Annotated in this window: 21 protein-coding genes and 1 pseudogene; 17 read left to right on the top strand and 5 right to left on the bottom strand. The window is 73.3% G+C overall.

The genetic code is table 11. The annotated features are described in order from the left end of the window. Positions 1 to 95: 95 nt before the first annotated feature. Positions 96 to 833 (bottom strand): FadR/GntR family transcriptional regulator, encoded by a 738-nt coding sequence (locus ACICHK_RS09430; RefSeq protein ID WP_103547902.1) that lies wholly within the window; start codon positions 831 to 833, stop codon positions 96 to 98. Positions 834 to 910: 77 nt separating this feature from the next. Between ACICHK_RS09430 and ACICHK_RS09425 the strand changes: the two genes are divergently transcribed. From ACICHK_RS09425 to ACICHK_RS09410, 4 genes are all read left to right on the top strand, one after another. Next, positions 911 to 2281 carry a glutamine synthetase family protein gene (locus ACICHK_RS09425; RefSeq protein WP_406836546.1) on the top strand — a complete coding sequence of 457 codons (1371 nt, stop codon included), beginning with the start codon at positions 911 to 913 and terminating at the stop codon, positions 2279 to 2281. A gap of 113 nt (positions 2282 to 2394) precedes the next feature. Next, positions 2395 to 3750: an aldehyde dehydrogenase family protein gene (locus ACICHK_RS09420; RefSeq protein ID WP_406841182.1), complete on the top strand. Its 1356-nt coding sequence runs from the start codon at positions 2395 to 2397 to the stop codon at positions 3748 to 3750. Next, the gene (locus tag ACICHK_RS09415) at positions 3747 to 4538 is read left to right on the top strand and encodes a 3-oxoacyl-ACP reductase (protein ID WP_406836545.1); all 792 of its coding nucleotides are present in this window, start codon (positions 3747 to 3749) and stop codon (positions 4536 to 4538) included. Before ACICHK_RS09420 ends, ACICHK_RS09415 begins: the two co-directional genes overlap by 4 nt. Positions 4539 to 4659: 121 nt before the next feature. Continuing rightward, on the top strand, positions 4660 to 5580 hold the full coding sequence (locus tag ACICHK_RS09410) for a DUF2510 domain-containing protein (protein ID WP_406836544.1): 921 nt from the start codon (positions 4660 to 4662) through the stop codon (positions 5578 to 5580). A gap of 93 nt (positions 5581 to 5673) precedes the next feature. Here ACICHK_RS09410 and ACICHK_RS09405 read toward each other — a convergent pair whose 3' ends face one another. Further along, on the bottom strand, positions 5674 to 6876 hold the full coding sequence (locus ACICHK_RS09405; protein WP_406836543.1) for an amino acid deaminase/aldolase: 1203 nt from the start codon (positions 6874 to 6876) through the stop codon (positions 5674 to 5676). A gap of 2106 nt (positions 6877 to 8982) precedes the next feature. On the opposite strand from ACICHK_RS09405, the gene ACICHK_RS09400 reads away from it, so the two are divergent. After that, positions 8983 to 10005 carry a hypothetical protein gene (locus tag ACICHK_RS09400; RefSeq protein ID WP_406836542.1) on the top strand — a complete coding sequence of 341 codons (1023 nt, stop codon included), beginning with the start codon at positions 8983 to 8985 and terminating at the stop codon, positions 10003 to 10005. Further along, entirely contained in the window at positions 10002 to 11297 is a 1296-nt protein-coding gene (mycP, locus tag ACICHK_RS09395) for a type VII secretion-associated serine protease mycosin (protein ID WP_406836541.1), read from the top strand. Before ACICHK_RS09400 ends, mycP begins: the two co-directional genes overlap by 4 nt. 93 nt (positions 11298 to 11390) lie before the next feature. Here mycP and ACICHK_RS09390 read toward each other — a convergent pair. Further along, a pseudogene (locus ACICHK_RS09390) lies at positions 11391 to 12352 on the bottom strand (serine hydrolase). 149 nt (positions 12353 to 12501) lie between these two features. Between ACICHK_RS09390 and ACICHK_RS09385 the strand changes: the two are divergent. After that, a complete protein-coding gene (locus tag ACICHK_RS09385) occupies positions 12502 to 13233 on the top strand; it encodes an SseB family protein (RefSeq protein ID WP_406836540.1) in 732 nt (243 codons plus the stop codon). A 42-nt stretch (positions 13234 to 13275) separates the two neighbouring features. Here the strand turns inward: ACICHK_RS09385 and ACICHK_RS09380 are convergent, their stop codons facing one another. Next, positions 13276 to 13632 (bottom strand): DUF1844 domain-containing protein, encoded by a 357-nt coding sequence (locus ACICHK_RS09380; protein ID WP_151468384.1) that lies wholly within the window; start codon positions 13630 to 13632, stop codon positions 13276 to 13278. Between the two features lie 417 nt (positions 13633 to 14049). On the opposite strand from ACICHK_RS09380, the gene infC reads away from it, so the two are divergent. From infC to ACICHK_RS09330, 10 genes are all read left to right on the top strand, one after another. Next, complete coding sequence (gene infC / locus ACICHK_RS09375) at positions 14050 to 14751, top strand: translation initiation factor IF-3 (RefSeq protein ID WP_103547894.1); 702 nt, start codon at positions 14050 to 14052, stop codon at positions 14749 to 14751. Positions 14752 to 14859: 108 nt separating this feature from the next. Continuing rightward, positions 14860 to 15054 carry a 50S ribosomal protein L35 gene (gene rpmI / locus ACICHK_RS09370; protein WP_018549118.1) on the top strand — a complete coding sequence of 65 codons (195 nt, stop codon included), beginning with the start codon at positions 14860 to 14862 and terminating at the stop codon, positions 15052 to 15054. Positions 15055 to 15148: 94 nt separating this feature from the next. Beyond that, positions 15149 to 15532 (top strand): 50S ribosomal protein L20, encoded by a 384-nt coding sequence (rplT, locus tag ACICHK_RS09365; RefSeq protein ID WP_037628363.1) that lies wholly within the window; start codon positions 15149 to 15151, stop codon positions 15530 to 15532. A 256-nt stretch (positions 15533 to 15788) separates the two neighbouring features. Next, positions 15789 to 16640, top strand: coding sequence for an RNA methyltransferase (locus tag ACICHK_RS09360; protein WP_151468386.1), 852 nt, complete (start codon positions 15789 to 15791; stop codon positions 16638 to 16640). Between the two features lie 53 nt (positions 16641 to 16693). Then, a complete protein-coding gene (locus ACICHK_RS09355; protein WP_151468387.1) occupies positions 16694 to 17869 on the top strand; it encodes an ATP-binding protein in 1176 nt (391 codons plus the stop codon). 183 nt (positions 17870 to 18052) lie between these two features. Beyond that, positions 18053 to 19180 (top strand): phenylalanine--tRNA ligase subunit alpha, encoded by a 1128-nt coding sequence (pheS, locus tag ACICHK_RS09350; RefSeq protein ID WP_406836539.1) that lies wholly within the window; start codon positions 18053 to 18055, stop codon positions 19178 to 19180. Beyond that, positions 19180 to 21684: a phenylalanine--tRNA ligase subunit beta gene (gene pheT, locus ACICHK_RS09345; protein ID WP_406836538.1), complete on the top strand. Its 2505-nt coding sequence runs from the start codon at positions 19180 to 19182 to the stop codon at positions 21682 to 21684. Before pheS ends, pheT begins: the two co-directional genes overlap by 1 nt. 667 nt (positions 21685 to 22351) lie before the next feature. Further along, positions 22352 to 23464: a PP2C family protein-serine/threonine phosphatase gene (locus tag ACICHK_RS09340; protein ID WP_406836537.1), complete on the top strand. Its 1113-nt coding sequence runs from the start codon at positions 22352 to 22354 to the stop codon at positions 23462 to 23464. Positions 23465 to 23869: 405 nt separating this feature from the next. After that, a complete protein-coding gene (locus ACICHK_RS09335; RefSeq protein WP_103547886.1) occupies positions 23870 to 25210 on the top strand; it encodes a transcriptional regulator in 1341 nt (446 codons plus the stop codon). Between the two features lie 121 nt (positions 25211 to 25331). Then, on the top strand, positions 25332 to 25907 hold the full coding sequence (locus ACICHK_RS09330) for an NUDIX domain-containing protein (protein ID WP_151468391.1): 576 nt from the start codon (positions 25332 to 25334) through the stop codon (positions 25905 to 25907). Here the strand turns inward: ACICHK_RS09330 and ACICHK_RS09325 are convergent. Beyond that, positions 25904 to 26161, bottom strand: coding sequence for a hypothetical protein (locus ACICHK_RS09325; protein ID WP_151468392.1), 258 nt, complete (start codon positions 26159 to 26161; stop codon positions 25904 to 25906). The two genes, ACICHK_RS09330 and ACICHK_RS09325, sit on opposite strands and share 4 nt — an antisense overlap. Between the last annotated feature and the right edge of the window lie 175 nt (positions 26162 to 26336).

Genomic DNA, 26336 nt, shown 5'->3' with positions numbered 1-26336 from the left:
GCTGTCAATGGAAAACTCTCATACCTTTGCGGGGTGGGAGCGAAACACGCGGCGCCCGGGAGGGGAAGGCGCCGGCCCCGCGCCTCACGTCCCGCTCACGCCAGGAACCCCCGCAGCAGCGCCGCCGTGCCCGCGCAGTGCTCCCGCATGATCTCCCGCGCCCCGTCCGCGTCCCCGTCGAGAACCGCCTCGACCAGGGCGGTGTGCTGGCGCTGCGAATGCTCCAGGTTGCGGACGAGGAGCGGGATGCAGTCGAGCAGGTCGTTGACGGACGCGCGGACGGCCGCGTACCGCGCGGTGAGGGAAGGGGAGCCGCACAGCTCCGCGAGGGTGAGGTGGAGCAGGGTGTCCCGGCGCCGGTAGTCGGCCAGCGGGGCGTCGTTCGTCCGCTCCAGCGCCTCGCGCAGCCGGGCGGCCCGCTCCGCGTCGAGCCCGTGCGCCGCGCACAGCCCGGCCGCGCCCACCTCCAGGACCTCGCGGAAGCGCAGCACGTCCTCGATGTCGACCGCGGCGACCCTGCGGCGCAGTTCGTGCTCGCCCGGTGTGTCGGTGCGCGCCAGCACGAAGGTGCCGCCGTAGCGTCCGCGCCGCGACTCGACCAGACCCTGGTCCTGGAGCACCTTCAGGACCTCGCGCAGCGTCACCCGGCTGATGCCGAGCCGCTCGGCCAACTCCCGCTCCGCGGGCAGCCGTTCGCCGCCCGGCACCAGGCCGAGCCGGACGATCTGGAGGATCTGTTCCAGCGCCTCCTCGAAGCCGTTGCCCGCCCGCACCGGCCGCAGGACCGGCGTCAGCCGGTCGCCCGTCCCGCGTCCGGGTTCCGCCCGCGTCATCAGGTCGCGCCCCCTTCCCAAGCAATGGTTCTCCGCAATACCTTATGGCCCTCGGCTGACCCAAGGAGGACTTTCCGGTGGCAGACCGCACACCCCCGCTCTCCGTCGAGGAACTGAGCGTCCTCGTCGAGGCCGGTGACATCGACACGGTCGTCCTGGCCTTCCCCGACATGCAGGGACGGCTCCAGGGCAAGCGGTTCGCCGCGGCCTTCTTCCTCGACGAGGTCCTGGAGCACGGCACGGAGGGCTGCAACTACCTCCTCGCCGTCGACACCGACATGAACACCGTCGACGGATACGCCATGTCCTCCTGGGACCGGGGCTACGGCGACTTCGCCCTGCACCCCGACCTCGCCACCCTGCGGCGCGTCCCCTGGAACGAGGGCACCGCCCTGCTCATCGCCGACCTCGCCTGGAACGACGGCTCCCCGGTGGTGGCCGCTCCCCGCCAGATCCTGCGCCGCCAGCTGGAGCGCCTCGCCGCACTCGGCTACACCGCCCAGGTCGGCACCGAGCTGGAGTTCATCGTCTTCAAGGACACCTACGAACAGGCCTGGGACAGCGGCTACCGGGGGCTCACCCCGGCCAACCAGTACAACATCGACTACTCGGTCCTCGGGACCGGCCGCATCGAGCCCCTGCTGCGCCGCATCCGCAACGAGATGCGAGGAGCGGGCCTGACCGTCGAGTCCGCCAAGGGCGAGTGCAACCCCGGCCAGCACGAGATCGCCTTCCGCTACGACGAGGCCCTCGTCACCTGCGACCAGCACGCGATCTACAAGACCGGCGCCAAGGAGATCGCCTCCCAGGAAGGCGTCTCCCTCACCTTCATGGCCAAGTACAACGAGCGCGAGGGCAACTCCTGCCACATCCACCTCTCCCTGGCCGACGCCGACGGCACCAACGTGATGGCCGGCTCCGCCGGGGACCCGGACGGCATGTCGGAGGTGATGCGCCACTTCCTCGCCGGACAGCTGGCCGCCCTGCGCGACTTCTCCCTCCTGTACGCGCCCAACATCAACTCGTACAAGCGGTTCCAGCCCGGCTCCTTCGCCCCGACCGCCGTCGCCTGGGGGCACGACAACCGCACCTGCGCCCTGCGCGTCGTCGGCCACGGCCGCTCGACGCGCTTCGAGAACCGGCTGCCCGGCGGCGACGTCAACCCGCACCTGGCCGTCGCCGGACTCGTGGCGGCCGGCCTGTACGGCATCGAGCGGAAGCTGGAGCTGCCCGAGGCGTGCCCGGGCAACGCCTACACCGCCGCGTACGAACACGTCCCCACCACCCTGCGCGAGGCCGCCGAGCTCTGGGAGAACAGCCCGATCGCCCGGGCCGCCTTCGGTGACGAGGTGGTCGAGCACTACCGCAACATGGCGCGCGTCGAGCTGGAGGCCTTCGACGCCGCGGTGACCGACTGGGAGCTGCGCCGCTCCTTCGAACGCATGTGAGGACCCCCTTGCCGCACCCGCACGCACCGCACCAGGACACACCGCCCCCGCACGCGTCGGACCCGGACGCACCGCACCCGTACACCTCGTCTCCGCACGACCACGAACTCCGGGTGCTCGACCCGGCCACCGAGGAGGTCGTCGCCACCGTCCCCGCCGCCACCGCCCGGGACGTGGACGACGCCGTCGAACGGGCCGGCCGGGCCCAGGCGGGCTGGGCCACCCTCGCGCCCGCCGACCGGGCCCGGCTGCTGCGCCGCTTCGCGGCCGCCGTCGACGGCCACCTCGAGGAACTGGCCCGGCTGGAGGTCCGCGAGGCCGGCCACACCCTCGGCAACGCCCGCTGGGAGGCGGGCAACGTGCGCGATCTGCTCGACTACGCGGCCGGGGGAGTGGAACGCCTGACGGGACGTCAGATCCCGGTCCCGGGCGGCCTCGACGTCACCCTCCTCGAACCGCTCGGCGTCGTCGGCGTCATCGCCCCCTGGAACTTCCCGATGCCCATCGCCGCCTGGGGCACCGCACCCGCCCTCGCCGCGGGCAACGCCGTCATTCTCAAACCGGCCGAGGCGACCCCGCTCACGGCACTGCGGCTGGCCGAACTCGCCCTGGAGGCAGGCCTGCCCGAACACCTCTTCCAGGTGCTGCCCGGCGCGGGTCCCGTCGCGGGCGACGCGCTCGTCACCCACCCCGGCGTCGCGAAGATCGTCTTCACCGGGTCCACGGCCGTCGGCAAGCAGGTGCTGGCGAAAGGCTCGGCCCTCCTCAAGCGCGTCACCCTCGAACTGGGCGGCAAGAGCCCCAACATCGTCTTCGCCGACGCCGACATCGAGGCCGCCGCGGCCGCCGCCCCCATGTCCTTCCTCGACAACTCCGGCCAGGACTGCTGCGCCCGCACCCGCATCCTCGTCCAGCGCTCCGTCCACGACCGCTTCCTCGAACTCCTCGCCCCGGCCGTCGAGTCCGTCGTCGTCGGCGACCCCTCCGACGAGCGGACCCAGATGGGCCCGCTGATCTCCGCGGCCCAGCGCGAACGCGTGCGGTCCTACGTCGACGCCGACGCGCCCGGTATCCGCGGCAAGGCCCCCGAAGGCCCCGGCTTCTGGTTCGCGCCCACCGTCCTCACCGGCGTCGAGCCCGGCGCGCGCGTGGCCGTCGAGGAGGTCTTCGGCCCCGTCGCGGTCGTGCTGCCCTTCGAGGACGAGGCCGACGCCGTCCGGCTCGCCAACGCCACCGACTACGGCCTGTCCGGTTCGATCTGGACCCGTGACGTCGGCCGCGCCCTGCGCGTCTCCGGGGCCGTCCGCGCCGGCAACCTGTCCGTCAACTCCCACTCCAGCGTCCGCTACTGGACCCCCTTCGGCGGCTTCAAACAGTCGGGGATCGGCCGCGAACTCGGCCCGGACGCCCTCACCGCCTTCACCGAGACCAAGAACGTCTTCATCAGCACGGAGGGCCCCGCACTGTGACTTCAGACACCCCCGAGACCGTCTGCCGCCGCCTGGGCGGCCGTACCGCCGTCATCACCGGCGCCGCCAGCGGCATCGGCCTCGCCACCGCGCGCCGGCTCGCCTCCGAGGGAGCGAACGTCGTCTGCGGCGACATCGACGAACAGCACGGGAAGGCCGTGGCCGCCGAGGTCGGCGGAACCTTCGTCAAGGTCGACGTGACCGACCCCGAACAGGTCGAGAACCTGTTCAAGACCGCGTACGACACCTACGGCTCGGTCGACGTCGCCTTCAACAACGCGGGCATCTCACCTCCCGACGACGACTCCATCCTGGACACCGGACTGGAGGCCTGGAAGCGCGTCCAGGAGGTCAACCTCACCTCCGTGTACCTCTGTTGCAAGGCCGCCATCCCCTACATGCGCCGCCAGGGCAGGGGCTCCATCATCAACACCGCCTCCTTCGTGGCCCGGATGGGCGCGGCGACCTCCCAGATCTCGTACACGGCCTCCAAGGGCGGTGTCCTGGCCATGTCCCGTGAACTGGGCGTCCAGTTCGCCCGGGAGGGCATCCGCGTCAACGCCCTGTGCCCCGGCCCGGTCAACACCCCGCTGCTGCAGGAGCTGTTCGCCAAGGATCCCGAGCGGGCCGCGCGCCGGCTCGTGCACATCCCGGTCGGACGGTTCGCCGAGGCGGACGAGATCGCGGCGGCCGTCGCGTTCCTCGCCAGCGACGACTCCTCGTTCGTGAACGCCACCGACTTCCTGGTGGACGGGGGCATCTCGGGCGCCTACGTCACACCGTTGTAGGCCGCCCGCCGGCCCGGCCCGCGGGCGGGCGGGCGGCGACTTCCCGCCGTTCCCGCCCCGGGCCCCCTGGACGGCTCGTCCCGGCACGTCCCGCCGCCCGCCACCGCACTAGAGTGCCGGGATGAGCATGACACCCCCACCCGGCTGGTACCGCGACCCGTCGTACCCGCTCGTCGAGCGCTGGTGGGACGGGACCGCGTGGACCGACCACCGGCGTCAGCCCGAGGTTCCCCAACAGCCCCTCGTACAGACCCCGCCGGCCGACGGCTCCGGCTCCGGCCGGGCCAAGGCCGTCGCCCTCGTGACGGCCGCCGTCGTCCTCGTGGCCGCGATCGTCACGGGCGCCGTGCTGCTGCGCCAGGACGACGGCGACGACGAGACCGCGGCACGCACCACGCCCGCGACCGCGTCTCCCGGCCGGACCGACGGCCCCTCGCCGTCACCGTCCGCCCCCTCGCCCTCGGCCGGTGACCCGTCCGTCGTGGTGGACGAGCTGAACGGCATCACCTTCCCGGTCCTCGACGGCTGGGCGAAACCGCAGTACGCCGCCGACCACGACATGGTGCTGTCGACCCCGCGCACCTACGACTGCCCGGGCGACCCCGGTCTGTGCCGGCACGGCCGGGTCGACTCGCTCACCGTCACGGCCACCGACGAGACCTCCCCGAAGGCCCTCGCCGAGGGGGACATCGAGGACGCCGCCGACAGCGTGTACGGCCACGACCTCGTCGGCAGCCGCCCCTTCCACGGCATCACCTCCCACCGGGTGGTGAAGTCCGGCTCGGTCGCCGTCGCCGGACGCGCCGGATATCTCGTGCGCTGGAAGGTCAGGACCGGTGCAGGGCCCGGAGGTTGGGTCGAGTCGCTGGCCTTCCAGTCCAGCACGGGATCCCAGTCCCTGGTCATCGTCCGGCTGGCCGTCGACGCCGGCGCCGGCGCGCCGCCGCTGTCCGACATGGACAAGATCACCGCGGGCATCCGCCCGGTGGGCGGGAAGGGCGCGGGCGGCGGGGTGGGCAGCAGCATCGGCCCGTCCGAGTGAACGACGGCCGCCCGGCCGGAGGACGGGTGTCCCCGGGCCCGGCGGCCGGGTACGGGCGCCCGCCCTCCCGGCGGAAGGCCCCGACCCCGTGGGTCAGAGGAAGGTGCGGCCCTCTCCGCGATAGGTCGGGACGGAGGCCGTGACCGTGTCGCCCTTGATGAGGTGCAGCGTGTCGAACCGCTCGCACAGCTCACCGGCCTTCGCGTGCCGGAACCACACCTTGTCGCCGATGAGCAGATCGTCCGCGGGGGAGCCGAGCAGCGGGGTCTGCACCTCGCCGGGACCCTCCTGGGGGTCGTACGACAGCCCCTTTGGCAGATACGGGACGGGCAGCCGGTCCGCGCCCGTGGCCCCGGAGGCGGGATATCCGCCGCCCAGCACGGTCACCACACCCACGCCCGGCCGGCGCACCACGGGCAGGGCGAACAGCGCGGCCGGGCGTCCGCTGAAGGACGTGTAGTTGTCGAAGAGCCTCGGCACGTAGAGCCCCGAACCGGCCGCGATCTCGGTGACCGCGTCCTCGGCGGCCGTGTGCTGGACGCTGCCGGTGCCGCCGCCGTTGACGAATTCGAGGTCCGGCTCCACGGCCCGTACCGCCCGGACGACCTCCGCGCGCCGCTGGGCGAGCTCCTTGCGGGCGGTCGCCTGCATCAGCCGCACGGCACGCGAGCGCAGCGGCCGGCCCGGGACCGCGTCCCCGACACCGGCGATGTGACCCTCGTACGCCATGATCCCCACCAGCTTGAACCCGGGGGCGCGCTTGACGGCCCGGGCCAGCTCCGCGACCTGGGCGGGGGAGTGCAGCGGCGAACGCAGCGCTCCGACCCGCACCCGGCCGCCGAGCAGCTTGAGCGAGGTGTCCAGCTCCAGGCAGACCCGGACGACCTCCTTGCCGCCCTCGCGCGCCTCGTCGATGAGACGCAGCTGCGCCGGGTCGTCGATCATGACGGTCACCGCGGCGGCGAGCTTGGGGTCGGAGGCCAGCTCGGCGTAGCCCTTGCGGTCGGCCGAGGGATAGGCGAGCAGGACGTCGTCGAAACCGGACCTGGCCAGCCACAGCGACTCGGCGAGGGTGAACGACATGATCCCCGCGAAGCCGTCCCGTTCCAGGACCCGCTCCAGGAGGGCGCGGCAGCGGACGGACTTGCTGGCGACACGGATCGGCTTGCCGCCGGCCCTGCGGAGCAAGTCGTCCGCGTTCGCGTCGAAGGCGTCCAGGTCCACAACGGCGACGGGGGCGTCGAGGTGAGCGGTGGCCCGGTCGTAGCGGGCCCTGTCGGCGGCACGGGCAGTCATGAGCGAAGACTGCCAGACTCCATTACCGCAGGGTAGGGGGATGTTCCGGGCAGATGCCCCGGGGCCTCGTACTGGTTCCCGTCCGACGTGCGTCAACCCGTAGAGTGACGTGGACGCGAGGGAGGGACGACCTTGCCTCGGCGGGCCCTGCCCGGGTGACGGTCCACCGGCGCGGGTATGCGTGCCCGTGGTGAACCTCTCGCGCACACACGAAACGGCTCGCCGAGCTCCGGGGCGTCCGACAGCCCGGTACGAGGAAACGGGGGGTGCATGAGTACGGAAGCGCGGCGCGCCTCGAATCCCCGGCGCCCCGACGTCCCGTCCGCCGTCCCGGCGGCCGATCGGACCCCGCCCGCCCCCGCGAACCCGCCGGCTCCGGCCCGTCCTCCGGTTCCGCCGAAGCCGGTCCGCCCGCCCGGACCGGACCTGTCGGGCGGGGAGGACTGGTCCGCCGAGGACCCCGCGCCGCTCGCGCAGGGGTCCCCTTCCACATCCGGGCAGGCCGCGTCTCCTTCCGCATCCGGGCAGGCCGCGTCCCCTTCCGGACACGGGCAGGCCGCGTCCGACCACGTTCCGGTCGTCCCGCCGCGTCCCGCGGGCCCGCCCCGCGGCACGGTCCCGCCGGTGCCGCACCGGCCCGTCCGGCCGCCGTCGGCGCCGGACCGGTCCGGCGTGCCGGGCGGACGCTCCACGGCCGGAGACGGTTTTCGCTCCTCCGGTGACGCTTCCGCGCCGGCTCCGTCCACGGCGCGGGCTTTCGGGCCGGGGCCCGGACCCGCCCCGCGGGTGCCCGCGCCACCGCGGTCCTTCGACTTCTCCGACACCTCCACGGACGCCGACGCGACGCCCGGCACCGAGAACGTCCCGAGGCCGGGCCCGTCGCCCGCGCCGGGGCCGGTCCCGTCCGGCGCACCCGCGTCCACCCCGTCCAATGCCCCGGGGCCCGTCCCGTCCGGCAGGCCGGTGGCCGCCTCTCCCGCCGCGCCGAGGCCCGTCTCGCGCGTCCGGCCGAGGGCCGCCGCGAGCGGCGAGTCCGGGACCGCTTCTTCCGGTGCCCCGACGTCCGCGTCGACCGGCGCGACCGGTTCGCCGGAACCGGCCGGGCCCCGTACGCCGGGTGCCGCCTCTCCCGGCGCCCCGGGTGCCGCCTCTCCCGCCGCGCCGGAGTCCGTGTCACCCGGCAGACCGTGGTCCGCCCCGCCCGGCACACAGGGGCCCGACGAGCATCGACCGCCCTCGTCCGCCGCGCCGGGGTCCGACGTGCGCCGGACCGCTCCGGATGGTGCGCTGGGGTCCGACGTGCGCCGTTCGGCTTCGTCCGGTGTGTCAGGGTCCGACGTGCGCCGTTCGTCCTCGCCCGGTGCGCCGGGGTCCGACGTGCGCCGGACCGCTCCAGACGGTGTGCCGGGATCCGACGGGCGCCGGTCCGTTCCGAGCGGTGTGCCGGGGTCCGACGTGCGCCGGTCCGTTCCTGACGGTACGTCGGGGTCCGACGTACCGTCCGCTCCGAGCGGTGCGCCGGGATCGGACGTGCCCCGGTCCGCCCCGGCCGGTTCGGCACCGCCGTCCAGCACATCGCGCCCGGCCCCGGAAGCCGTCGCGTACGGCTCCGTGCCGGCCCCGCCGTCGCGGCCGGAGGACCGGCGCCACCCCCACCCGAGCCCCGAGGGCCGGACGGGTCCGCCGACCCCGCCGCCCCCGGCGGCCTCCGCACGCTTCCCGGACACGCCGCCCGCGTCCGCCGGACCGGCACGTCCCGACGGGGCACCGCATCCGGCCGGGCCCTCGCGACCCGGCGGGACACAGCGTCCCGCGCCCCGCCCCGCCCGGCTGTCGCACCCCGCCGCGCCGCAGCGCCCGTCCGGGCCCCCGCGCCCCGCCGAGTCCGCGCCGCCGGCCGAACCCCCGCGGTCGTTCGACCCGGCGCCCGCTTTCGGGTCCCCGGACCCCTCCGGGGCGACGCGGCTGTCCGAGCCCGCTCCGTCCTCCGGCCCGTCGCGCGGCTTCGGAACCCCGCGGGCCGGCGAGTCCTCACGCCCGTCCGGACTCCACCGTCCGTCCGGCACCCCGTACCCCTCCGAGTCCCCGCGTCCGTCCGGGGCCGCGGTGTCCGGGCGGGACGCGGCGGCGGGGCAGGCCCCCGTTTCCGGGGAGCGGGTCACCGAGGCGGCGCGGGAGACCTGGCCCGGACGGGACGACCGGCCGTCCGCGGCCTCCCTGGCCACGCACCCGTTCGTTCCGTCCCCGTCCCCGTATCCCGCGACCGCGACCGCGCCCGCCGGGACGACCCCCGGCGCGGAGCGCCCCTTCGTGTCGTTCGCGGAGCCCGAGACGTACGGCGGAGGCACCGTGCGGGCGCGTCCGTTCCGCGGCCGGGCCCGGCCCCTCGCCGTGACCGCCGCGACCTGTGTCGTTCTCGGACTCGGGCTCATCGGCGGCGCGGTGACCGGGAGCTGGCTCACCGGCGACGACGCGGACGGACCCGGTTCGCCCGGAGCCTTCACGGCGGCCGGAGAGCTCTGGCACAGCGTGCCCGTGGACAAGCTCTTCCCGCCGACCGTGCGCGGCGACGGCGCGGGCCCCGGTGGCTCCGACCGCACCTGGACGCGGATCGCCGTCGCCCCCGACACTGGCTGCGAGAACGCCTTCGACCCGCTGCTGCGCCAGGCCCTCGCCCCCGTCGGCTGTCTGCGCCTGCTCCGTGCCACCTACGTGGACGCGACCCGCAGTCACGTCACCACCGTCGGCCTGCTGTTCACCAAGGCGGACGCCGCGGGCATGACCTCCTTGAAGGCCCGTTTCCGCAAGGAGGGCCTGGACCGGCGCACCGACCTGCTGCCCCTTCCCTACGCGGCCAAGGGCACCGACGCCGAGGGCTTCGGCAGGAACCAGCGTGCCTCCTGGACCCTGTCGGTCCTCACGGACGCCCCCGCCGTCGTGTACGCGGTCTCGGGGTTCGCGGACGGCCGCACCGTCGCCGGCCCGCAGCCCGCCGCCGACGCGATGAAGCCGGACTCGACCACGGCCGCGGCCCAGGCGGGCCTCGGCCACGAGGCGAAGGGCCTCGCGGACCGGGTCGAGCGAGGCCTTCGCAAGACCGTCACCTCGGCCACGGAGGAGCCGTCATGAACCACGACGACAGCCCCGGCGGCCGTGTCGAGCAGGGCCGCGTGTCCGGTGCGACCGGAGCGGCGGCCCCCGTCGGCCGCGCCCCGCGTCCGCGCCGGGTCCCGCGCGCCCGTGCGCCCAGGCTCTCCCGCAGGTCCGGCGCTCTTGCCGCCGCCCTCGCGGCGTCCCTCGTGCTGGTGCCCTCGGCCGTCGCGTACGCCGACGGCATCCGCGCCCAGCAGTGGGGTCTCGACGCGATGCACACGCAGCAGGCGTGGCGTACGACCAAGGGCAAGGGCATCACCGTCGCCGTCCTCGACACCGGCGTCGACGCCCTGCACCCGGACCTCAAGGGCAATGTGCTCGGCGAGAAGGACCTGGTCGGTTTCGGCGCGAGCCGCGGTGACCGCACCTGGGCCCGGCACGGCACCGCCATGGCGGGCATCATCGCCGGGCACGGCCACGGGCCGGGTGACGCCGACGGCGTCATGGGAATCGCCCCGGAGGCGAAGATCCTGCCCGTCCGCGTCATCCTCGAGGACAAGGACCCGGCCCGTTCCAAGGCCCGCAACACCCGGGGCAACGCGCTCGCGGACGGCATCCGCTGGGCCACCGACCACGGCGCCGACGTCATCAACCTCTCCCTCGGCGACGACTCCAGGTCCGCGCACCCCGAGCCCGCCGAGGACGAGGCCGTCCAGTACGCGCTGAGGAAGGGGGTCGCCGTCGTCGCCTCGGCCGGCAACGGAGGCGAGAAGGGCGACCACATCTCGTACCCCGCCGCCTACCCCGGTGTGATCGCGGCGGCCGCCGTCGACCGCTACGGGACCCACGCCTCCTTCTCCACCCGCCGCTGGTACGCCACCGTCAGCGCACCGGGCGTCGACGTGGTCATCGCCGACCCGGACGACCGGTACTACGAGGGCTGGGGCACCAGCGCGGCGTCCGCGTTCGTCTCCGGCGCGGTCGCGCTCGTCAAGGCCGCCCACCCGGGTCTGTCCCCGGCGCAGATCAAGCAGTTGCTGGAGGACACCGCCCGCAACGCTCCCTCCGGGGGCCGTGACGACTCCCGCGGCTACGGCTTCGTCGACCCCGCCGCCGCCATCAAGGCGGCCGGCCGGCTGGAGCCCGAGGGACTCAAGTCGGCCGAGTACGGCCGCAAGTACTTCGGCACCGGCCCCGACGCCCCCGACGACGACGGCGGTTCGGCCGGCTGGGCCGCTCCCCTCGCGGGCGCCCTGGGCCTGTCCCTGCTGGGAGCGGCGGTGTTCCTGTGGCGCGTCCGCAGAAACGCCCCGTTCGGACGGCCCTAGCCACGAACGCCGTTCCGGAAGCACCCGGTGCTCCCCGGCGCGCGGGATCCGTCGGCTTCCGGGGCTCCGGCCTCGTCCTTCCGGCCGGGGTCCTCAGTCCTCGGCCGTGTCCCGGAACGCGGACACCGCGGCCTTCGACACCGCCTCCACCAGCGAAATGCCCTTCGCCTGCGTGGAGTTGCCATTCGACAGCGTCGCCACCAGGTAGTCGTGGCCGCCGGCGGAGATCCGGCCGATGCTGTTGACGTCCCACAGGCCCGTCGTGCTCCGTGCCAACCAGCCGTTCTTCAGCGCCCATCGAGAACCGTCGGCGGCCGCCGACACCCCCACCGCTGGTCGGTCTCGATCTCGCCCATGAGTCCCTGGAGATAGGACCGCGAGGCCGCGCTCAGCTTGGAGTCCTCCCCGAACACCTGCCGGAGCAAGGTCAGTTGGTCGCTCGCGGTGGTCTGGGTCAGTCCCCACAGCTCGCCGTCCCCGCCCTGAGTGGCCGTCAGGCCGAAGCGCTCGTTCGCGGAGTCCAGACCGTCGGCCCGGCCGATCGCCGCCCACAGCGCGGTCGCCGACGGGTTGTCGCTGTTCTCGATCATCTTGGTGGCGTACGCCTTCTCCTGCGCGGTGAGATGCCGGTCCGCGTCCTGCGCCTGGAGCAGCAGAGCGGCCAGGATGTTCACCTTGACGATGCTCGCGGTGTCGAAGGCCGCGTCACCGTGGGCGGCGCTCTCACCGGAGTCGACGTCGAGGACGGCGACCGACGTCTTCGCGCCGGCCGCCACCGTCACCGACTCCAGCGCCTTCGCGAGCAGCGCGTTCCGGTCCACGGAGGGCTCCGCCACGGGTTCCACCGATGCCTCCTCGCTCCCGGCCGGCGACGAAGAGGGCGGTGCCGGCGCCGCCGACGATACGACGGACGGGCCGTCGTGCGCCTGCGCCTTCATGTACACCGTCCCGGCCGCCGTGGCGCCGACGAGGACGACGGACGCCACCGCGGCGGACAGGAGCGGCTTGCGTCGGGAGGGCCGGGCGCGACGCCCGCGTGCTCTGTGACGGTCCATCCGGCGATGCTGGACGGCCGGGCTGTGCCCGCGGTTGGGCGCGTGTTAGAGGCGTGTCAGGGAATGCTGAGAAATCCATGAATCCTGTTGCCCGCGCGTCACGGGGGCCGCACAAGCGCAGCAGGATCCCCCCGATAGGGTCGGGGACCGTGGCGAACAAGAACATTCCCGACTCAGAGTTCTCCGACGACGACGGCTCCGCAGATCCCCGGCTGAGCGCCGCTCTCGCGGACTGGTCCGCGGACCGCGGCGCCGTACCGCCGGTCCTGGAGGCGCTCAGGGGCGCCCGGCTGCTCGTGCCCGTCGTGGCGATCCTCGGCGAGGTCGAGGAGGACGAGAACGGGCTGCGCCGTGAGAAGACCAGCGACATGGCGGTGCCCACGCTCAAGGCCGGCGGCCGCACGGCCCTGCCCGCCTTCACGTCCACGGACTCGCTGGCCCGCTGGGACCCGAAGGCCCGCCCCGTGGCCGTACGCCTGAACCAGGTCCTGGAGGCCGCGGCGCACGAGAAGGCCGACACGATCGTGGTGGACATGGCCGGGCCCGTGTCCTACGAGCTGACCGGTACCGCCCTGCTGGCGCTCGCCGAGGGACGCACCACCACCGATCCGCTCGCCGACCCCGCCGTGGTCGAGGCGGTACGGGCCGCGGTCGCCGCCGAGCCCCTGGTGGTCCGCGCCCACCTCGGCCCGGGACCGGCGGACGGCACCCTCGCGCTCGTGCTCGACCCGTCGGCCGCGCCCGCCGAGACCGCCCGCACGGTGGCCGAGCGGCTCGCGGCCGACGAAACACTGAGGGCCCGCCTGGTGCGCGGCCTCGACCTGGCACTGCTGCCGGCCGGGGCGACGCCTCCGGGCGAGCCCCTGTACGTGCGCGGATAGGCGCACGGGAGGGTCCGTGTCCGTACGCCGTACGGACACGGGTCAGCCGTAGACGGGGCCCGTGTACTTCTCGCCGGGGCCCTGGCCCGGCTCGTCCGGGACCAGGGACGCCTCGCGGAAGGCCAGCTGGAGGGACTTCAGGCCGTCGCGCAGCGGCGCCGCGTGGAAGGAGCTGATCTCGGTCGCGCTCGCGTCGAGCAGCCCGGCGAGCGCGGTGACCAGCTTGCGCGCCTCGTCCAGGTCCTTGTGCTCGTCGCCCTCCTCGGTGAGACCGAGCTTCACGGCGGCGGCGCTCATCAGGTTCACGGCGACCGTCACGATGACCTCGACCGCGGGGACCTCGGCGATGTCGCGGGTCATGGTGTCGTAGTCGGGGTTCTGGGGAGGGGTGTCACTCATGCCCCACACGATAGGCCCCGGCGCACGCGCCCCCGTCCACGGGAGCCCTCCGCCCGGTGGGGGGAGGGGAGCCTCCCCCTCCGGCGGGCGGCGGGGAGGAAGCCGCCGGTTAGCGCGTACCCGGCGGAACTGCTAACCTTGTGTAACGACCGGCCGGACATGTATGTGCCCGGCCCACAAGTGGAGGCTCCGATCTCCCACCTGACCGCCCTCCGGGGCGGCGGGTCATCCGGTCAGGCGGCCGCCATCGTTCCGTACGGACGATGGAGTCGTCCGATTGCGCGCCCCGCGGTTGACCGCGGCGGTGCTCCGGTTGTCATGGAGCCCCGCCTGTGTCCCGTCCGGGGCATTTTTCGTGCCCTGCGGCGGTTGGTCGAAGTGTCATCAGAGACATACGCGGCTGTCCGCCAGACCGCCGTGTGGTGCTACCGAGGAGGATCCATCAGCGCCGAGCCCCGCATCAACGACCGGATTCGCGTTCCCGAAGTGCGACTTGTCGGTCCCAGCGGCGAGCAGGTCGGGATTGTTCCGCTTGCCAAGGCCCTTGAGCTTGCTCAGGAGTACGACCTCGACCTCGTCGAGGTGGCGGCGAACGCCCGTCCGCCCGTCTGCAAGCTCATGGACTACGGCAAGTTCAAGTACGAGTCGGCCATGAAGGCCCGTGAGGCGCGCAAGAACCAGGCGCACACGGTCATCAAGGAGATGAAGCTCCGGCCGAAGATCGACCCGCACGACTATGACACGAAGAAGGGTCACGTCGTCCGGTTCCTCAAGCAGGGCGACAAGGTCAAGATCACGATCATGTTCCGTGGTCGCGAGCAGTCCCGGCCGGAGCTCGGCTACCGACTGCTGCAGCGCCTCGCGACGGACGTCGAGGACCTCGGGTTCATCGAGTCGAACCCGAAGCAGGACGGCCGAAACATGATCATGGTTCTCGGTCCGCACAAGAAGAAGACCGAGGCGATGGCCGAGGCCCGTGAGGCTCAGGCGGCTCGCAAGGCGGAAGCGAAGGCCAACCCCGGCCGCTCGCAGAACGCCGCCGAGGAGGGTGTCGCCGAGAGCGCGCCCGCCGAGGCCGAGTCGGCGGAGACCCCGGCCGAGGCGTCAGCCGAGGCCTGATCCCAGGGCCACCGGCCCCGGGATGCCAACCGATACATATGACGTTCCACCCGTGCCCGGTCCCGCGACCGGGCACCGGAACGCCACTGACGAGGAGAGAACGGCGCTATGCCGAAGAACAAGTCGCACAGCGGTGCCAGCAAGCGCTTCAAGGTCACCGGCTCCGGCAAGGTGCTCCGTGAGCGCGCCGGCAAGCGCCACCTGCTCGAGCACAAGTCGTCCCGCGTGACGCGCCGTCTCACCGGCACCGCCGAGATGGCCCCGGGCGACGCCGCGAAGATCAAGAAGCTTCTCGGCAAGTGACGTACCGGCGCCCAGCGCCGTACGTCTGATCCGGGACCCCATCGATTTCGGGCCGTGTGAGTCCAACCACGGCCCCGCTACAAGGAGTTAAAAAGTGGCACGCGTCAAGCGGGCAGTCAACGCCCACAAGAAGCGCCGGGCGATCCTCGAGGCGGCCTCCGGCTACCGCGGTCAGCGTTCGCGCCTGTACCGCAAGGCCAAGGAGCAGGTCACCCACTCGCTGGTCTACAACTACAACGACCGCAAGAAGCGCAAGGGCGACTTCCGTCAGCTGTGGATCCAGCGCATCAACGCTGCGGCCCGCCAGAACGGCATGACCTACAACCGCCTCATCCAGGGTCTGAAGGCCGCCAACATCGAGGTGGACCGCAAGATCCTCGCGGAGCTGGCCGTCAACGACGCCAACGCGTTCGCCGCGCTCGTCGAGGTCGCGCAGAAGGCCCTGCCCGCGGACGTCAACGCGCCGAAGGCCGCGTGACGCTGCGCTGGCTTTGAGCCGACGTGACTGAAGGACCCGCAGGTTTCAGCCTGCGGGTCCTTTGTCGCTGCCCCCGCGGGCAGCCGTTCGGGTGCGGGCCGCCGGGGCCGGCCGCTCCCCCGAGTTCTCGGCTCCGCTCGAACACGGGGCCCCCGTCGCGGCGGAGCCGCAGATCGACAGGGCCCCGCGCCCCTCGGGGGCGGAGTCACCCCCCGATGCCATGCGAGCCGCACAGATACCGAAGGTGGAACAGAACATGCCCCCCGCCAGCCCCGAGCTGATCTCGCCCCGTTCCCCCCGCGTCTCCGCCGCGCGGCGGCTGGCCCGGCGGAACTTCCGGGGGAAGGAGCGGCTGTTCCTCGCGGAGGGACCGCAGGCCGTGCGGGAGGCGGCGGCGTACGGAGGCGACACGCTCGTCGAGCTGTTCGCCACCGTGGAGGCCGCCGAGCGGTACGCCGACCTCGTCGCGGAGGCCCGTACCGCCGGAGCCCGGGTGCACCTCGCCGACGAGCAGGTCATCGCGGACATCTCCACGACCGTGACCCCGCAGGGAATCGTCGGCGTCTGCCGGTTCGTCGACACGCCCTTCGAGGAGATCCTCGCCGCCCGCCCCAAGCTGGTCGCCGTGCTCGCGCACGTCCGCGACCCCGGGAACGCGGGGACCGTGCTGCGCTGCGCGGACGCCGCTGGCGCCGAGGCCGTCGTCCTCACCGACGCCTCCGTCGACCTCTACAACCCCAAGGCCGTACGCGCCTCCGTCGGATCCCTGTTCCACCTGCCGGTCGCCGTCGGCGTGCCCGTGGAGCGGGCCGTGGCCGGACTCAAGGACGCCGGCGTCCGCATCCTCGCCGCCGACGGCGCGGGCGAGGACGACCTCGACGACGAACTCGACAAGGGGACCATGGGCGGCCCCACGGCCTGGGTCTTCGGCAACGAGGCCTGGGGGCTTCCGGAGGAGACCCGCGCGCTCGCCGATGCCGTCGTGCGCGTTCCGATCCACGGAAAGGCCGAGAGCCTGAACCTGGCCACGGCCGCGGCCGTATGTCTCTACGCGTCAGCCCGTGCACAGCGCGCCTCCGCGGGGTGCCGCTCCGTCACCGGCAGCTAGTAGGGTGACGGGCCCGGGGGCCCTCTGCGCCGGACGAGAGGTGGGGTACGGGGATGAGCGTCGGCACGGGCGGTGCCCAGAGCGCGCTGCGCGCGCGGGACGCGCGCGGCGCGTCCGCGTCCCGGCACGATGACACCGCCGCGACCGGCACCGGACTCGGCATAGACCCCGACGACCTGCCCGACGGCATCGTCGTCGCCGACGAGCACGGCCTGGTCGTGTGCTTCAACGCCGCCGCCGCCCGGATCACCGCGGTCCCCGCCGCCGAGGCCCTCGGCCGCCGGCTCGAATCGGCCCTCCCGCTGGAGGACCTGGAGGGCCGGCGCTGGTGGCAGCTGACCGACCCCTACGGCGGTCTCGCCATCCGCAACGGCCAGCCCGAGCGGAACCTGCTGCTCCCCGGTGGCCGCGAGATCCTCGTCTCCGCGCGCTATGTGCGCACCCGCCCCACCGGGCCGGTCCGCCGGGTCGTCGTCTGTCTGCGCGACACCGAGGCCCGCCGCCGCACCGAGCGCAGCCACGCCGAACTGATCGCCACGGTCGCCCACGAACTGCGCTCCCCGCTCACCTCCGTCAAGGGCTTCACCGCGACCCTGCTCGCCAAGTGGGAACGCTTCACCGACGACCAGAAGAAACTGATGCTGGAGACCGTCGACGCCGACGCCAACCGCGTCACCCGGCTCATCGCCGAACTCCTCGACATCTCCCGCATCGACTCCGGGCGCCTCGAAGTGCGCCGTCAGCCCGTCGACATCGCCGCCGCCGTCGGCCGGCACATCCAGGCCTACGTCGCCTCCGGCCAGCCCGCCGACCGCTTCCTGCTGCGCATCGAGCAGCCCCTGCCCGCCCTGTGGGCCGACCCCGACAAGGTCGACCAGGTGCTCAGCAACCTGATCGAAAATGCGGTGCGCCACGGCGAGGGAACCGTCACCATCGAGGTGGCACCCTCCACGTCCCCGCGCGAGCGGCCGGACGAGGAGGGCACGGCGAACGCCGTCACGTCGGTCACCGTGAGCGACGAGGGCACCGGAATCCCGGAGGAGTCCATGAACCGCGTCTTCACCCGCTTCTGGCGGGGCAGCAAGCGCGGCGGCACCGGCCTCGGGCTCTACATCGTCAAGGGCATCGTCGAAGCCCACGGCGGCACCATCACGGTCGGCCGCGCCCCCGGCGGGGGCGCCGAGTTCCGATTTACGCTGCCCGTGGGCACCCCGGCGTATCTCCTCTAGCGCCGCAGCGGCCCCCACGGGCTCATCCGCACGGGAACACCGCCAGGACGCCCCGTCCTGGGCGGACCCTCACCCCCGTTAGACTCGGCCTTTGGCACCTTTGCGTCCACTCATCTGCGGACGACTTCGTCTCCGAGTCGATGACGGGGACCCTCAGCCAGCCAACCGGAAGCACGGGAAGAGATGTCGGCACCTAATAAGTCGTACGACCCTGTAGAGGTCGAGGCCTTGAAACCGGAAGAGATCGAGCGCATGCGGGACGAGGCGCTCGCCGCCTTCGCCGCCGCCGGTGACCTCGACGCGCTGCAGGAGGCCAAGGTCGCCCACACCGGCGGCACCTCTCCGCTGGCCCTCGCCAACCGCGAGATCGGCGCACTGCCCCCGCAGGCCAAGGCCGCGGCCGGCAAGCTCGTCGGCCAGGCCCGGGGCGCCGTGAACAAGGCCCTCGCCGCCCGTCAGGGCGAACTGGAGGCCGAGCGGGACGCGCGCGTACTGGTCGAGGAGGCGGTGGACGTCACCCTGCCGTACGACCGCGTGCCCTCCGGCGCCCGGCACCCGCTGACCACCATGATGGAGCGGGTCGCGGACGTCTTCGTCTCCATGGGGTACGAGATCGCCGAGGGCCCCGAGGTCGAGGCGGAGTGGTTCAACTTCGACGCCCTGAACTTCGGCCCGGACCACCCGGCCCGGCAGATGCAGGACACCTTCTTCGTCCAAGGCCCCGAGGGCACCCACGGCGACGAGTCCGGTGTCGTGCTGCGCACCCACACCTCGCCGGTGCAGGCCCGCGCCCTGCTCGACCGCGAGCCGCCCGTCTACGTCGTGTGCCCCGGCCGCGTCTACCGCACGGACGAGCTCGACGCCACGCACACCCCGGTCTTCCACCAGATCGAGCTGCTGGCCGTCGACGAGGGCCTGACCATGGCCGACCTCAAGGGCACCATGGACCACATGGTCCAGTCGCTCTTCGGCCCGGACATGAAGACCCGGCTGCGCCCGAACTACTTCCCCTTCACCGAGCCGTCCGCCGAGATGGACATGCTCTGCTACGTCTGCAAGGGCGAGTCCGTCGGCAACCCCGACCGCCCCTGCCGGACCTGCTCCTCCGAGGGCTGGATCGAGCTCGGCGGCTGCGGCATGGTCAACCCCCGGGTGCTGGTCGCCTGCGGCGTCGACCCGGAGAAGTACAGCGGATTCGCCTTCGGGTTCGGCATCGAGCGGATGCTGATGTTCCGTCACAACGTTGAAGACATGCGAGACATGGTCGAGGGTGACGTCCGGTTCACCCGGCCGTTCGGGATGGAGATCTGATGCGGGTCCCGCTTTCTTGGCTGCGGGAGTACGTCGACCTGCCGGCGACGGAGACCGGGCGCGACGTCCAGGCCAAACTCATTTCGGCAGGCCTCGAGGTCGAGACGGTCGAGCAGCTCGGCGCCGACCTCAAGGGCCCCCTGGTCGTCGGCCAGGTGCTCACCATCGAGGAGCTGGAGGGCTTCAAGAAGCCGATCCGCTTCTGCACCGTCGACGTCGGCACCGCCAACGGCACCGGTGAGCCCCAGGAGATCGTCTGCGGCGCCCGCAACTTCGCCGTCGGCGACAAGGTCGTCGTGGTGCTGCCCGGCGCCGTCCTGCCCGGTGACTTCGCGATCGCCGCGCGCAAGACGTACGGCAAGACCTCGCACGGCATGATCTGCTCCGGCGACGAGCTTGGCATGGGCGACGACGGCAGCGGCGGCATCATCGTGCTGCCGCCGGAGATGGAGCCCGGCACCGACGCGATCGAGCTGCTCCAGCTCGTCGACGAGGTCCTCGACATCGCCGTCACGCCCGACCGCGGCTACGCGCTGTCGATGCGCGGTGTGGCCCGCGAGGCCGCCATCGCCTACGGCCTGCCGCTGCTCGACCCGGCGCTGCTCGACGTACCGGCCCCGAACGCGTTCGGCCACCCGGTGCAGATCAGCGACCCGACCGGCTGCGACCGCTTCACCGCGCGCACGGTGACCGGCCTCGACCCCGACGCGCGGTCCCCGATCTGGCTGCGCCGCCGGCTGCAGAAGGCCGGCATGCGCCCGGTCTCGCTGGCCGTCGACGTCACCAACTACGTGATGCTGGAGCTCGGCCAGCCCCTGCACGCCTACGATCGCAACCGGGTCGAGGGCACCATCGGCGTGCGCCGGGCCGAGCAGGGCGAGAAGCTCACCACCCTCGACGGCGTCAAGCGCACGCTGGACGCGGGCGACCTGGTGATCACCGACGACCGCGGCCCCATCGGCCTCGCGGGCGTCATGGGCGGCGCCCACACCGAGATCGACGACACCGAGGGCACCACCACCGAGGTCGTCATCGAGGCCGCGCACTTCGACCCGATCTCCATCGCGCGCACGGCCCGCCGCCACAAGCTGGCCTCCGAGGCGTCCAAGCGCTTCGAGCGCGGCGCCGACCCCGCGGCCACCTCGGCCGCGGCCCAGCGGACCGTCGACCTCCTCGTGCTCCTCGCCGGCGGCACCGCCGACGCCGGGGTCACCGAGGTGATCGCGCCGTCCGCGCCGCACACCATCACCATCCCGGCCGACCACCCGGACAAGGTGGCCGGTGTGGCCTACGGCCGCGAGACCGTCGTCCGCCGCCTCCAGCAGGTCGGCTGCGACGTCTACGGACAGGACGAGCTGATCGTCACCGTGCCGTCCTGGCGGCCCGACCTGACCGACCCGAACGACCTCGCGGAAGAGGTCATCCGCCTGGAGGGCTACGAGAACCTGCCCTCCACGCTGCCCAAGCCGCCGGCGGGCCTCGGCCTCACCGACCGGCAGCGGCTGCACCGCCGGGTCGGCCGTGCGCTGGCGGGCGCCGGATACGTCGAGGCGCCGAACTACCCGTTCATCGGCGAGCACGTCTTCGACCAGTTCGGCCTCGCCGACGACGACCCGAAGCGCAAGGTCGTCAAGCTGGTCAACCCGCTCTCCGACGAGGAGCCCGCGCTCCGTACGACGCTGCTGCCGGGCCTGCTGGGGGCCCTGCGCCGCAACGACGGACGCGGCAGCCACGACCTGGCGCTGTTCGAGACCGGTCTGGTCTTCCACCCGCGCGAGGAGCTGCGGGTCGCCGGGCGGCTGCCCGTCGACCGCCGTCCCGCCGACGAGGAGATCGCGTCCCTGACCGCCGCGCTCCCCGTCCAGCCCCGGCACGCCGCCGTCGTCCTCGCGGGCGCCCGCGAGCAGGCCGGCTGGTGGGGCAAGGGACGCCCGGCCGACTGGGCCGACGCGATCGAGGCCGCGCGCGTCCTGGCCCGGGAGGCGGGGACCGAACTCCTCGTCCGCTCCGGCCAGTACGGGCCGTGGCACCCGGGCCGCTGCGCCGAGCTCGCGGTCGTCGTGGACGGCGCGGAGCAGGTCATCGGGCACGCCGGTGAGCTGCACCCCGGTGTCCTGAAGACGCTGGGCCTGCCCGCGCGCACCTGCGCGATGGAGCTGGACCTGGACGCGCTGGAGCGGGCGAGCTCGGGCCACCCCAAGGGACCGAAGATCTCGACCTTCCCGGTCGCCACGCAGGACGTCGCCCTCGTCGTCGACCGACGCGTCCCGCACGCGGACGTCGAGGCGGCCCTGCACGAGGGCGCGGGTGAACTCCTGGAGTCCATCCGGCTGTTCGACGAGTACGAGAGCGAGCAGCTCGGCGCGGACAAGAAGTCCCTCGCCTACGCGCTGCGGTTCCGTGCCGCCGACCGCACGCTGACCGTCGACGAGGCCTCCGCGGCCCGCGACGCGGCGGTGGCGCTGGCCGCCGAGCGCACGGGCGCCGTGCTGCGCGGAGCCTGACGGTTCCACCGGGTGCGCCGGGGAACCGTGCGCCGTGACCGCGGATCACACCGCGGCCGGGGCGCACGGTTCCCCGTTCCCGTTTCCGGGGGCTCCCGCACGCGGCCCCACCGGCGCCCGTCCGACGGTTCCCCCGCCTCCGGCGCGCGCCGTCACCGGCGCCCGTCCGGGGCTCCCCCCGGCTCCTGTCCGGGGGTTCGGCCGGCTTCGGCGGGCACTGTCACCGGCTCCCGTGTCCGGATTCCGCCGGGCCGCTGTCCGGGGTTCCCCGGCTCCGGGCCACGGGTTCCACCGGGCCTCTGCCCGGGTCTTCCCGGCTCCGGGCCACGGGTTCCACCAGGCCCCCGGCCGTGGTTCCGCCGCCCCCGTCAGGGGTTTCCCCGGCTCCTGCCTGCATAAATGCGGGCGTGCGAAGACACCTCACTCATTCGGGTGACATGTCCGGGCGATCCGGCCCGCCCGGGTCGGGCGGTCGACAGAATTCGGAACGGTCTCTCCGAGGCCGTCTGCGCTGTCCGTGCCTATTGGGGGGCCAATCGGCATGATCCGTATCAAGGCTGGGGTTCCCCGCAGGGCGACGCTCCGGACGCATTCGCGGAACCCGGCCAGAACGGTCCTCGGGCCGCGTCGCCGGCGTGACCGGCTGAGGGCCGGATTCGACCGGGTGGTGCGTGGTGGGGGACCCCGCGCCGGATCCGTTCGTGAGGAGCGCGGCCGCGGCGCCCCCGGACACCGCGTCCTGCGCGCCACCGGACGGCCGCCGCTGCGCCGGGCGGTGAACCTGGGACTGCCCGGGGTCTGGGGCGCGCTGGCGGTCTCGTACAAGATGGCCTGCCCGCTCGCGCAGCAGAACGGGCTCGGCGCCCGCGCCGTCACCAGCGCCGTCTTCCTCATGGTCGGTGCCGGTCTGATACTCCACGTCAGAAGAGTGCTGCTGCGTGAACTCCGGCAGATCCGCAGGGTCGCGGGTGCCGCGCAGAACGTCCTGCTGCGCCCGCTGCCGCCGCGCATCGACGGGCTGGACATCGCCGCGGCCCAGCTGTCCGCGGACCACGGCGCGAGCATCGGCGGCGATCTGTACGAGGCGATCGCCACCGAGCACGGCGTGCGGGTCGTGATGGGGGACGTCCGCGGGCACGGACTGGGCGCCGTCGGGACCGCCGCCGCCGTCCTCGGCAGCTTCCGCGAGGCCGCGCACGACGAGGCCGAACTCGACGGCGTCCTCAGAAGACTGGAGCGGGCGCTGGTCCGGCACCTGTGCGAGCGGGACCGGGCCGAACACCCCTCCGCCGGACTCGACCCCGAGGGCCTCGCCGCCGAGGAGTTCGTCACCGTCCTGCTGCTGGAGATCCGCGGCGACGGCGAGGTGCACGCCCTCAACTGCGGCCATCCCTGGCCGTATCTGCTCGCCCGGGGCCACGTCCGGCCGCTCGTCCGGGCCGAACCGCTGCCGCCGCTCGGGCCGTTCCCGCTTCCGGCCCGTCTCCCGGCCGAGCCCTGCGGCCGGCTCCGGCCCGGTGAGGGGCTCTTCCTGCACACCGACGGAGCCGAGGACGCCCGGGACGCCCGCGGACGCTCCTTCCCGCTGCTCCCGGCGCTCACGGCGGCCGTCCGCGACGGGCCCGTCGTACCCCAGGCCGTGCTGCGCGCGGTGTTCACCGGCCTGCTGCGCCACACCGGCGGCCGGCCCGACGACGACGTGGCCCTCCTGGTGCTGCACAACGACCGCAGGCCCCTGGCGCTGAAGCAGGGCCGGGTGTCCCAGCACGTGCCCCGATGAGGACCGCCCCGCGAGCCTCCGACAGGCACGGACGGCGGCGGCACGCGCTCCTCGGCGCTCCGGGGGACGACCGGCCACGGGACCCGCACCCGGACGACCGGGGTCCCGCGGTCGCCCCGGCCGGCTCTGCCGTCCGCCCGGCCACGGAGTGTCGGGCAGGCGGCCGGGCGGACGGCGCGGAGCGGGCCGCCGCACTGTACGAGGGGGAGCCGGCGGCCCGGCCGGCCTCTTGCGAGGCATTTCAGTCAACCGGTACGAAACTCTCCGCGACAGCGCGCGCACGGTGCGGATGCGGGCATTCCCATCACACCCCGTGTGAAAGGGGACGCACTACTCTCTCTGGTGCGGTCGGGCGTGGCCCGCACGACCGGCGCCGTCGGCAACGAGCCATCCGGGGGGCCTCCCATGCAGCCCAACACCCTGCTCGACGCGATCCTCGACGAGGCGGGCATCTCGCACGCGGGACTCGCCGCCCACGTCAACCAGGCGGGACGGGCCCGCGGTCTGGCGCTGCGCTACGAACACACCGCCGTGGCACGGTGGCTGAAGGGCCAGCGACCGCGCGGTCAGGTGCCCGACCTGATCTGCGAGGTGCTCGCGGGACGGCTGCACCGGCCCGTCACGCTCGACGACATCGGCCTCGGGGTCCCCGGCGAACCCTCCACCCCGCACCCCGGTTCGCTCTCCGGCTTCGTCGAACGCGCCACCGCGCTGTGGCGCTCCGACGAACAGCAGCGCCCCCACATCCTCGGTGCCCCCGCCGTCACCGGAACCCCCGCCGTGATGCCCGTGTGGGAGTGGGAGAACCCGCCCGAGGACGTGGACGTCTCCCGCGGCGGCCGCCACCGGGTCAGCATGGCCGACATCGAGATGCTGCGCGCGGCGCGGGCCCACTACGAGCAGATGTACCGCAAGGCCGGGGGCATGGCGACCCGCACCCGGATCGTCGGCTTCCTCAACTCCGAGACCGCGCCCCTGCTGCGCGGCAGCTACACCGACGCCACCGGCCGGCAGCTCCACCGCGCGACGGGCGGACTGGTGGCCATCGCGGGCATCTGCGCCTACGACTCCGACGCGCACGGACTCGCCCAGCGCTACTTCCACCAGGCGCTGCGCCTGGCGAAGGCCAGCGGGGACAGGGGACTCGGGGCCTACGTCATAGCCCTGCTGGTCAACCAGTCGCTGTTCATGCGCGAGTACCGGCAGGCGGTCGCCTTCGCCGAGGCCGCGCTGCGCGCCGCGGGGCGCCACATCACCCCGGCCCTCGCCTCCGACCTCTACGCCATGCAGGCCAAGGCGTACGCGCACCTCGGCGACGGCAGCAGCGCGCTGTCCTGCATACGGCGTGCCGAGCAGGCCGCCGAGCGCATCCGGCGCGGTTACGAACCCGACGAGACCGGCTATGTCCAGCCGGGACTGGTCAACGTACAGGTTGCGGAGGCACTGCTCAGCCTCGGTGACCTGGTGGCCGCCGCGGAGCACGCCGCGGCCGCGGTCGACACTCCGGCGCACGACCGGGGGCGGGTGCACCGGCTGGCCATGCTCAGCCAGATCGAACTGCGCCAGGGCAACGCCGACAAGGCGGTGGCGACGGCCGTGCAGATGGCGGAGCAGGCGCGGGGGATGGAGTCACAGCGGCTGCGCGACAGACTTCGCGCGGTACGCGAACACCTGGTGCGCAGCGGCTGCGCGGGCACGACCGAGGCCGCCGAACTCATCGACGGCGCACTGCGCGTACCGCTGTAGGGAACGGCCGGCACACCGCTTTGTTCACCGCCCCTGTGCTGCGCCCCGACCCCTGTGAGCCCTGCTGCTGGAACGCCGCTGCTGCGATATTGCCGTCTACTCGGCGGAAGGTGGCAGAACCGTGCAGTGGACGAAACAGAACGAACAAACTGTGTATGAAAACCGCTGGTTCAGTGTCAATCTCGCAGATGTGAAGCTGCCGGACGGGCGGCACCTCGATCACTTCCTGATACGGCTGCGGCCCGTCGCCGTGGCGACGGTGGTGAACGAGGCCAACGAGGTGCTGCTCCTGTGGCGGCACCGCTTCATCACCGACAGTTGGGGGTGGGAGCTCGCGGCGGGCGTCGTGGAGGACGGCGAGGACATCGCCGCGGCGGCGGCCCGCGAACTGGAGGAGGAGACCGGGTGGCGGCCGGGACCCCTGCGGCATCTGATGAGTGTCGAGCCCTCCAACGGGCTCACCGACGCCCGGCATCACATCTACTGGGCCGACGAGGGCGCGTACACCGGACACCCCGTGGACGACTTCGAGTCCGATCGCCGGGAATGGGTTCCCCTCAAGCTCGTTCCCGACATGGTCGCCCGTGGTGAGGTCCCGGCCGCCAACATGGCGGCCGCACTGCTCCTGCTGCACCACCTCAGGCTCGGGCAGGACGCATTGCCCCGATCCGCCCCCCTCGCGCGTCCTGGAACCTAGTGGCCCAGAGCCTGCCAGACCGCGACGGCCAGTGCGCCCACGGCCGCGACGACGGCGACGGTGGGCAGGGGCCAGCGGGTGTGTTCGAGTGCGACGATCCGCGTGCTGAGGTCATCGAGGTCCTTGGCCGTCTGGTCGTCGCGCTGGGTGAGCAGCGCCAGTCCGCCCTCGATGCGGGTGAACCCCACTTCGAGCGACCGGCGTAACTCCGCGATCTCCTTCGGTGTCGCGGGATGCTCGGGGTCGGCGGTCACGAGTCCGCTCCTTTCCGTGGTCGGCACATCCCTGTGTCTGCGCACGGAAAGTCAACTCGCCTGGTGGGTACGGGGGGAGAGTGTGCGCCGGGCATATGCGGGCCCGGTGCGCACACGGCGTGTGAACGACGCGGGCCCGGCACCGAGGAAGGTGCCGGGCCCGCGTGGACTCCGT

The organism is Streptomyces sp. AHU1, assembly GCF_045343905.1.
Lineage (GTDB): Bacteria > Actinomycetota > Actinomycetes > Streptomycetales > Streptomycetaceae > Streptomyces > Streptomyces triticiradicis.
Note: the sequence above shows the minus strand (reverse complement) of the source record. Positions and strands in the feature narration are given on the sequence as shown.

Excerpts from the sequence above, each read along its gene's own strand:
- ACICHK_RS09430 (WP_103547902.1), bottom strand. The coding sequence starts at position 833 with ATGACGCGGGCGGAACCCGGACGCGGGACGGGCGACCGGCTGACGCCG.
- pheT (WP_406836538.1), top strand. The coding sequence starts at position 19,180 with ATGCGGGTCCCGCTTTCTTGGCTGCGGGAGTACGTCGACCTGCCGGCG.
- mycP (WP_406836541.1), top strand. The coding sequence starts at position 10,002 with ATGAACCACGACGACAGCCCCGGCGGCCGTGTCGAGCAGGGCCGCGTG.
- ACICHK_RS09335 (WP_103547886.1), top strand. The coding sequence starts at position 23,870 with ATGCAGCCCAACACCCTGCTCGACGCGATCCTCGACGAGGCGGGCATC.
- ACICHK_RS09405 (WP_406836543.1), bottom strand. The coding sequence starts at position 6,876 with ATGACTGCCCGTGCCGCCGACAGGGCCCGCTACGACCGGGCCACCGCT.
- ACICHK_RS09355 (WP_151468387.1), top strand. The coding sequence starts at position 16,694 with ATGAGCGTCGGCACGGGCGGTGCCCAGAGCGCGCTGCGCGCGCGGGAC.
- pheS (WP_406836539.1), top strand. The coding sequence starts at position 18,053 with ATGTCGGCACCTAATAAGTCGTACGACCCTGTAGAGGTCGAGGCCTTG.
- ACICHK_RS09380 (WP_151468384.1), bottom strand. The coding sequence starts at position 13,632 with ATGAGTGACACCCCTCCCCAGAACCCCGACTACGACACCATGACCCGC.
- ACICHK_RS09410 (WP_406836544.1), top strand. The coding sequence starts at position 4,660 with ATGAGCATGACACCCCCACCCGGCTGGTACCGCGACCCGTCGTACCCG.
- ACICHK_RS09360 (WP_151468386.1), top strand. The coding sequence starts at position 15,789 with ATGCCCCCCGCCAGCCCCGAGCTGATCTCGCCCCGTTCCCCCCGCGTC.
- rpmI (WP_018549118.1), top strand. The coding sequence starts at position 14,860 with ATGCCGAAGAACAAGTCGCACAGCGGTGCCAGCAAGCGCTTCAAGGTC.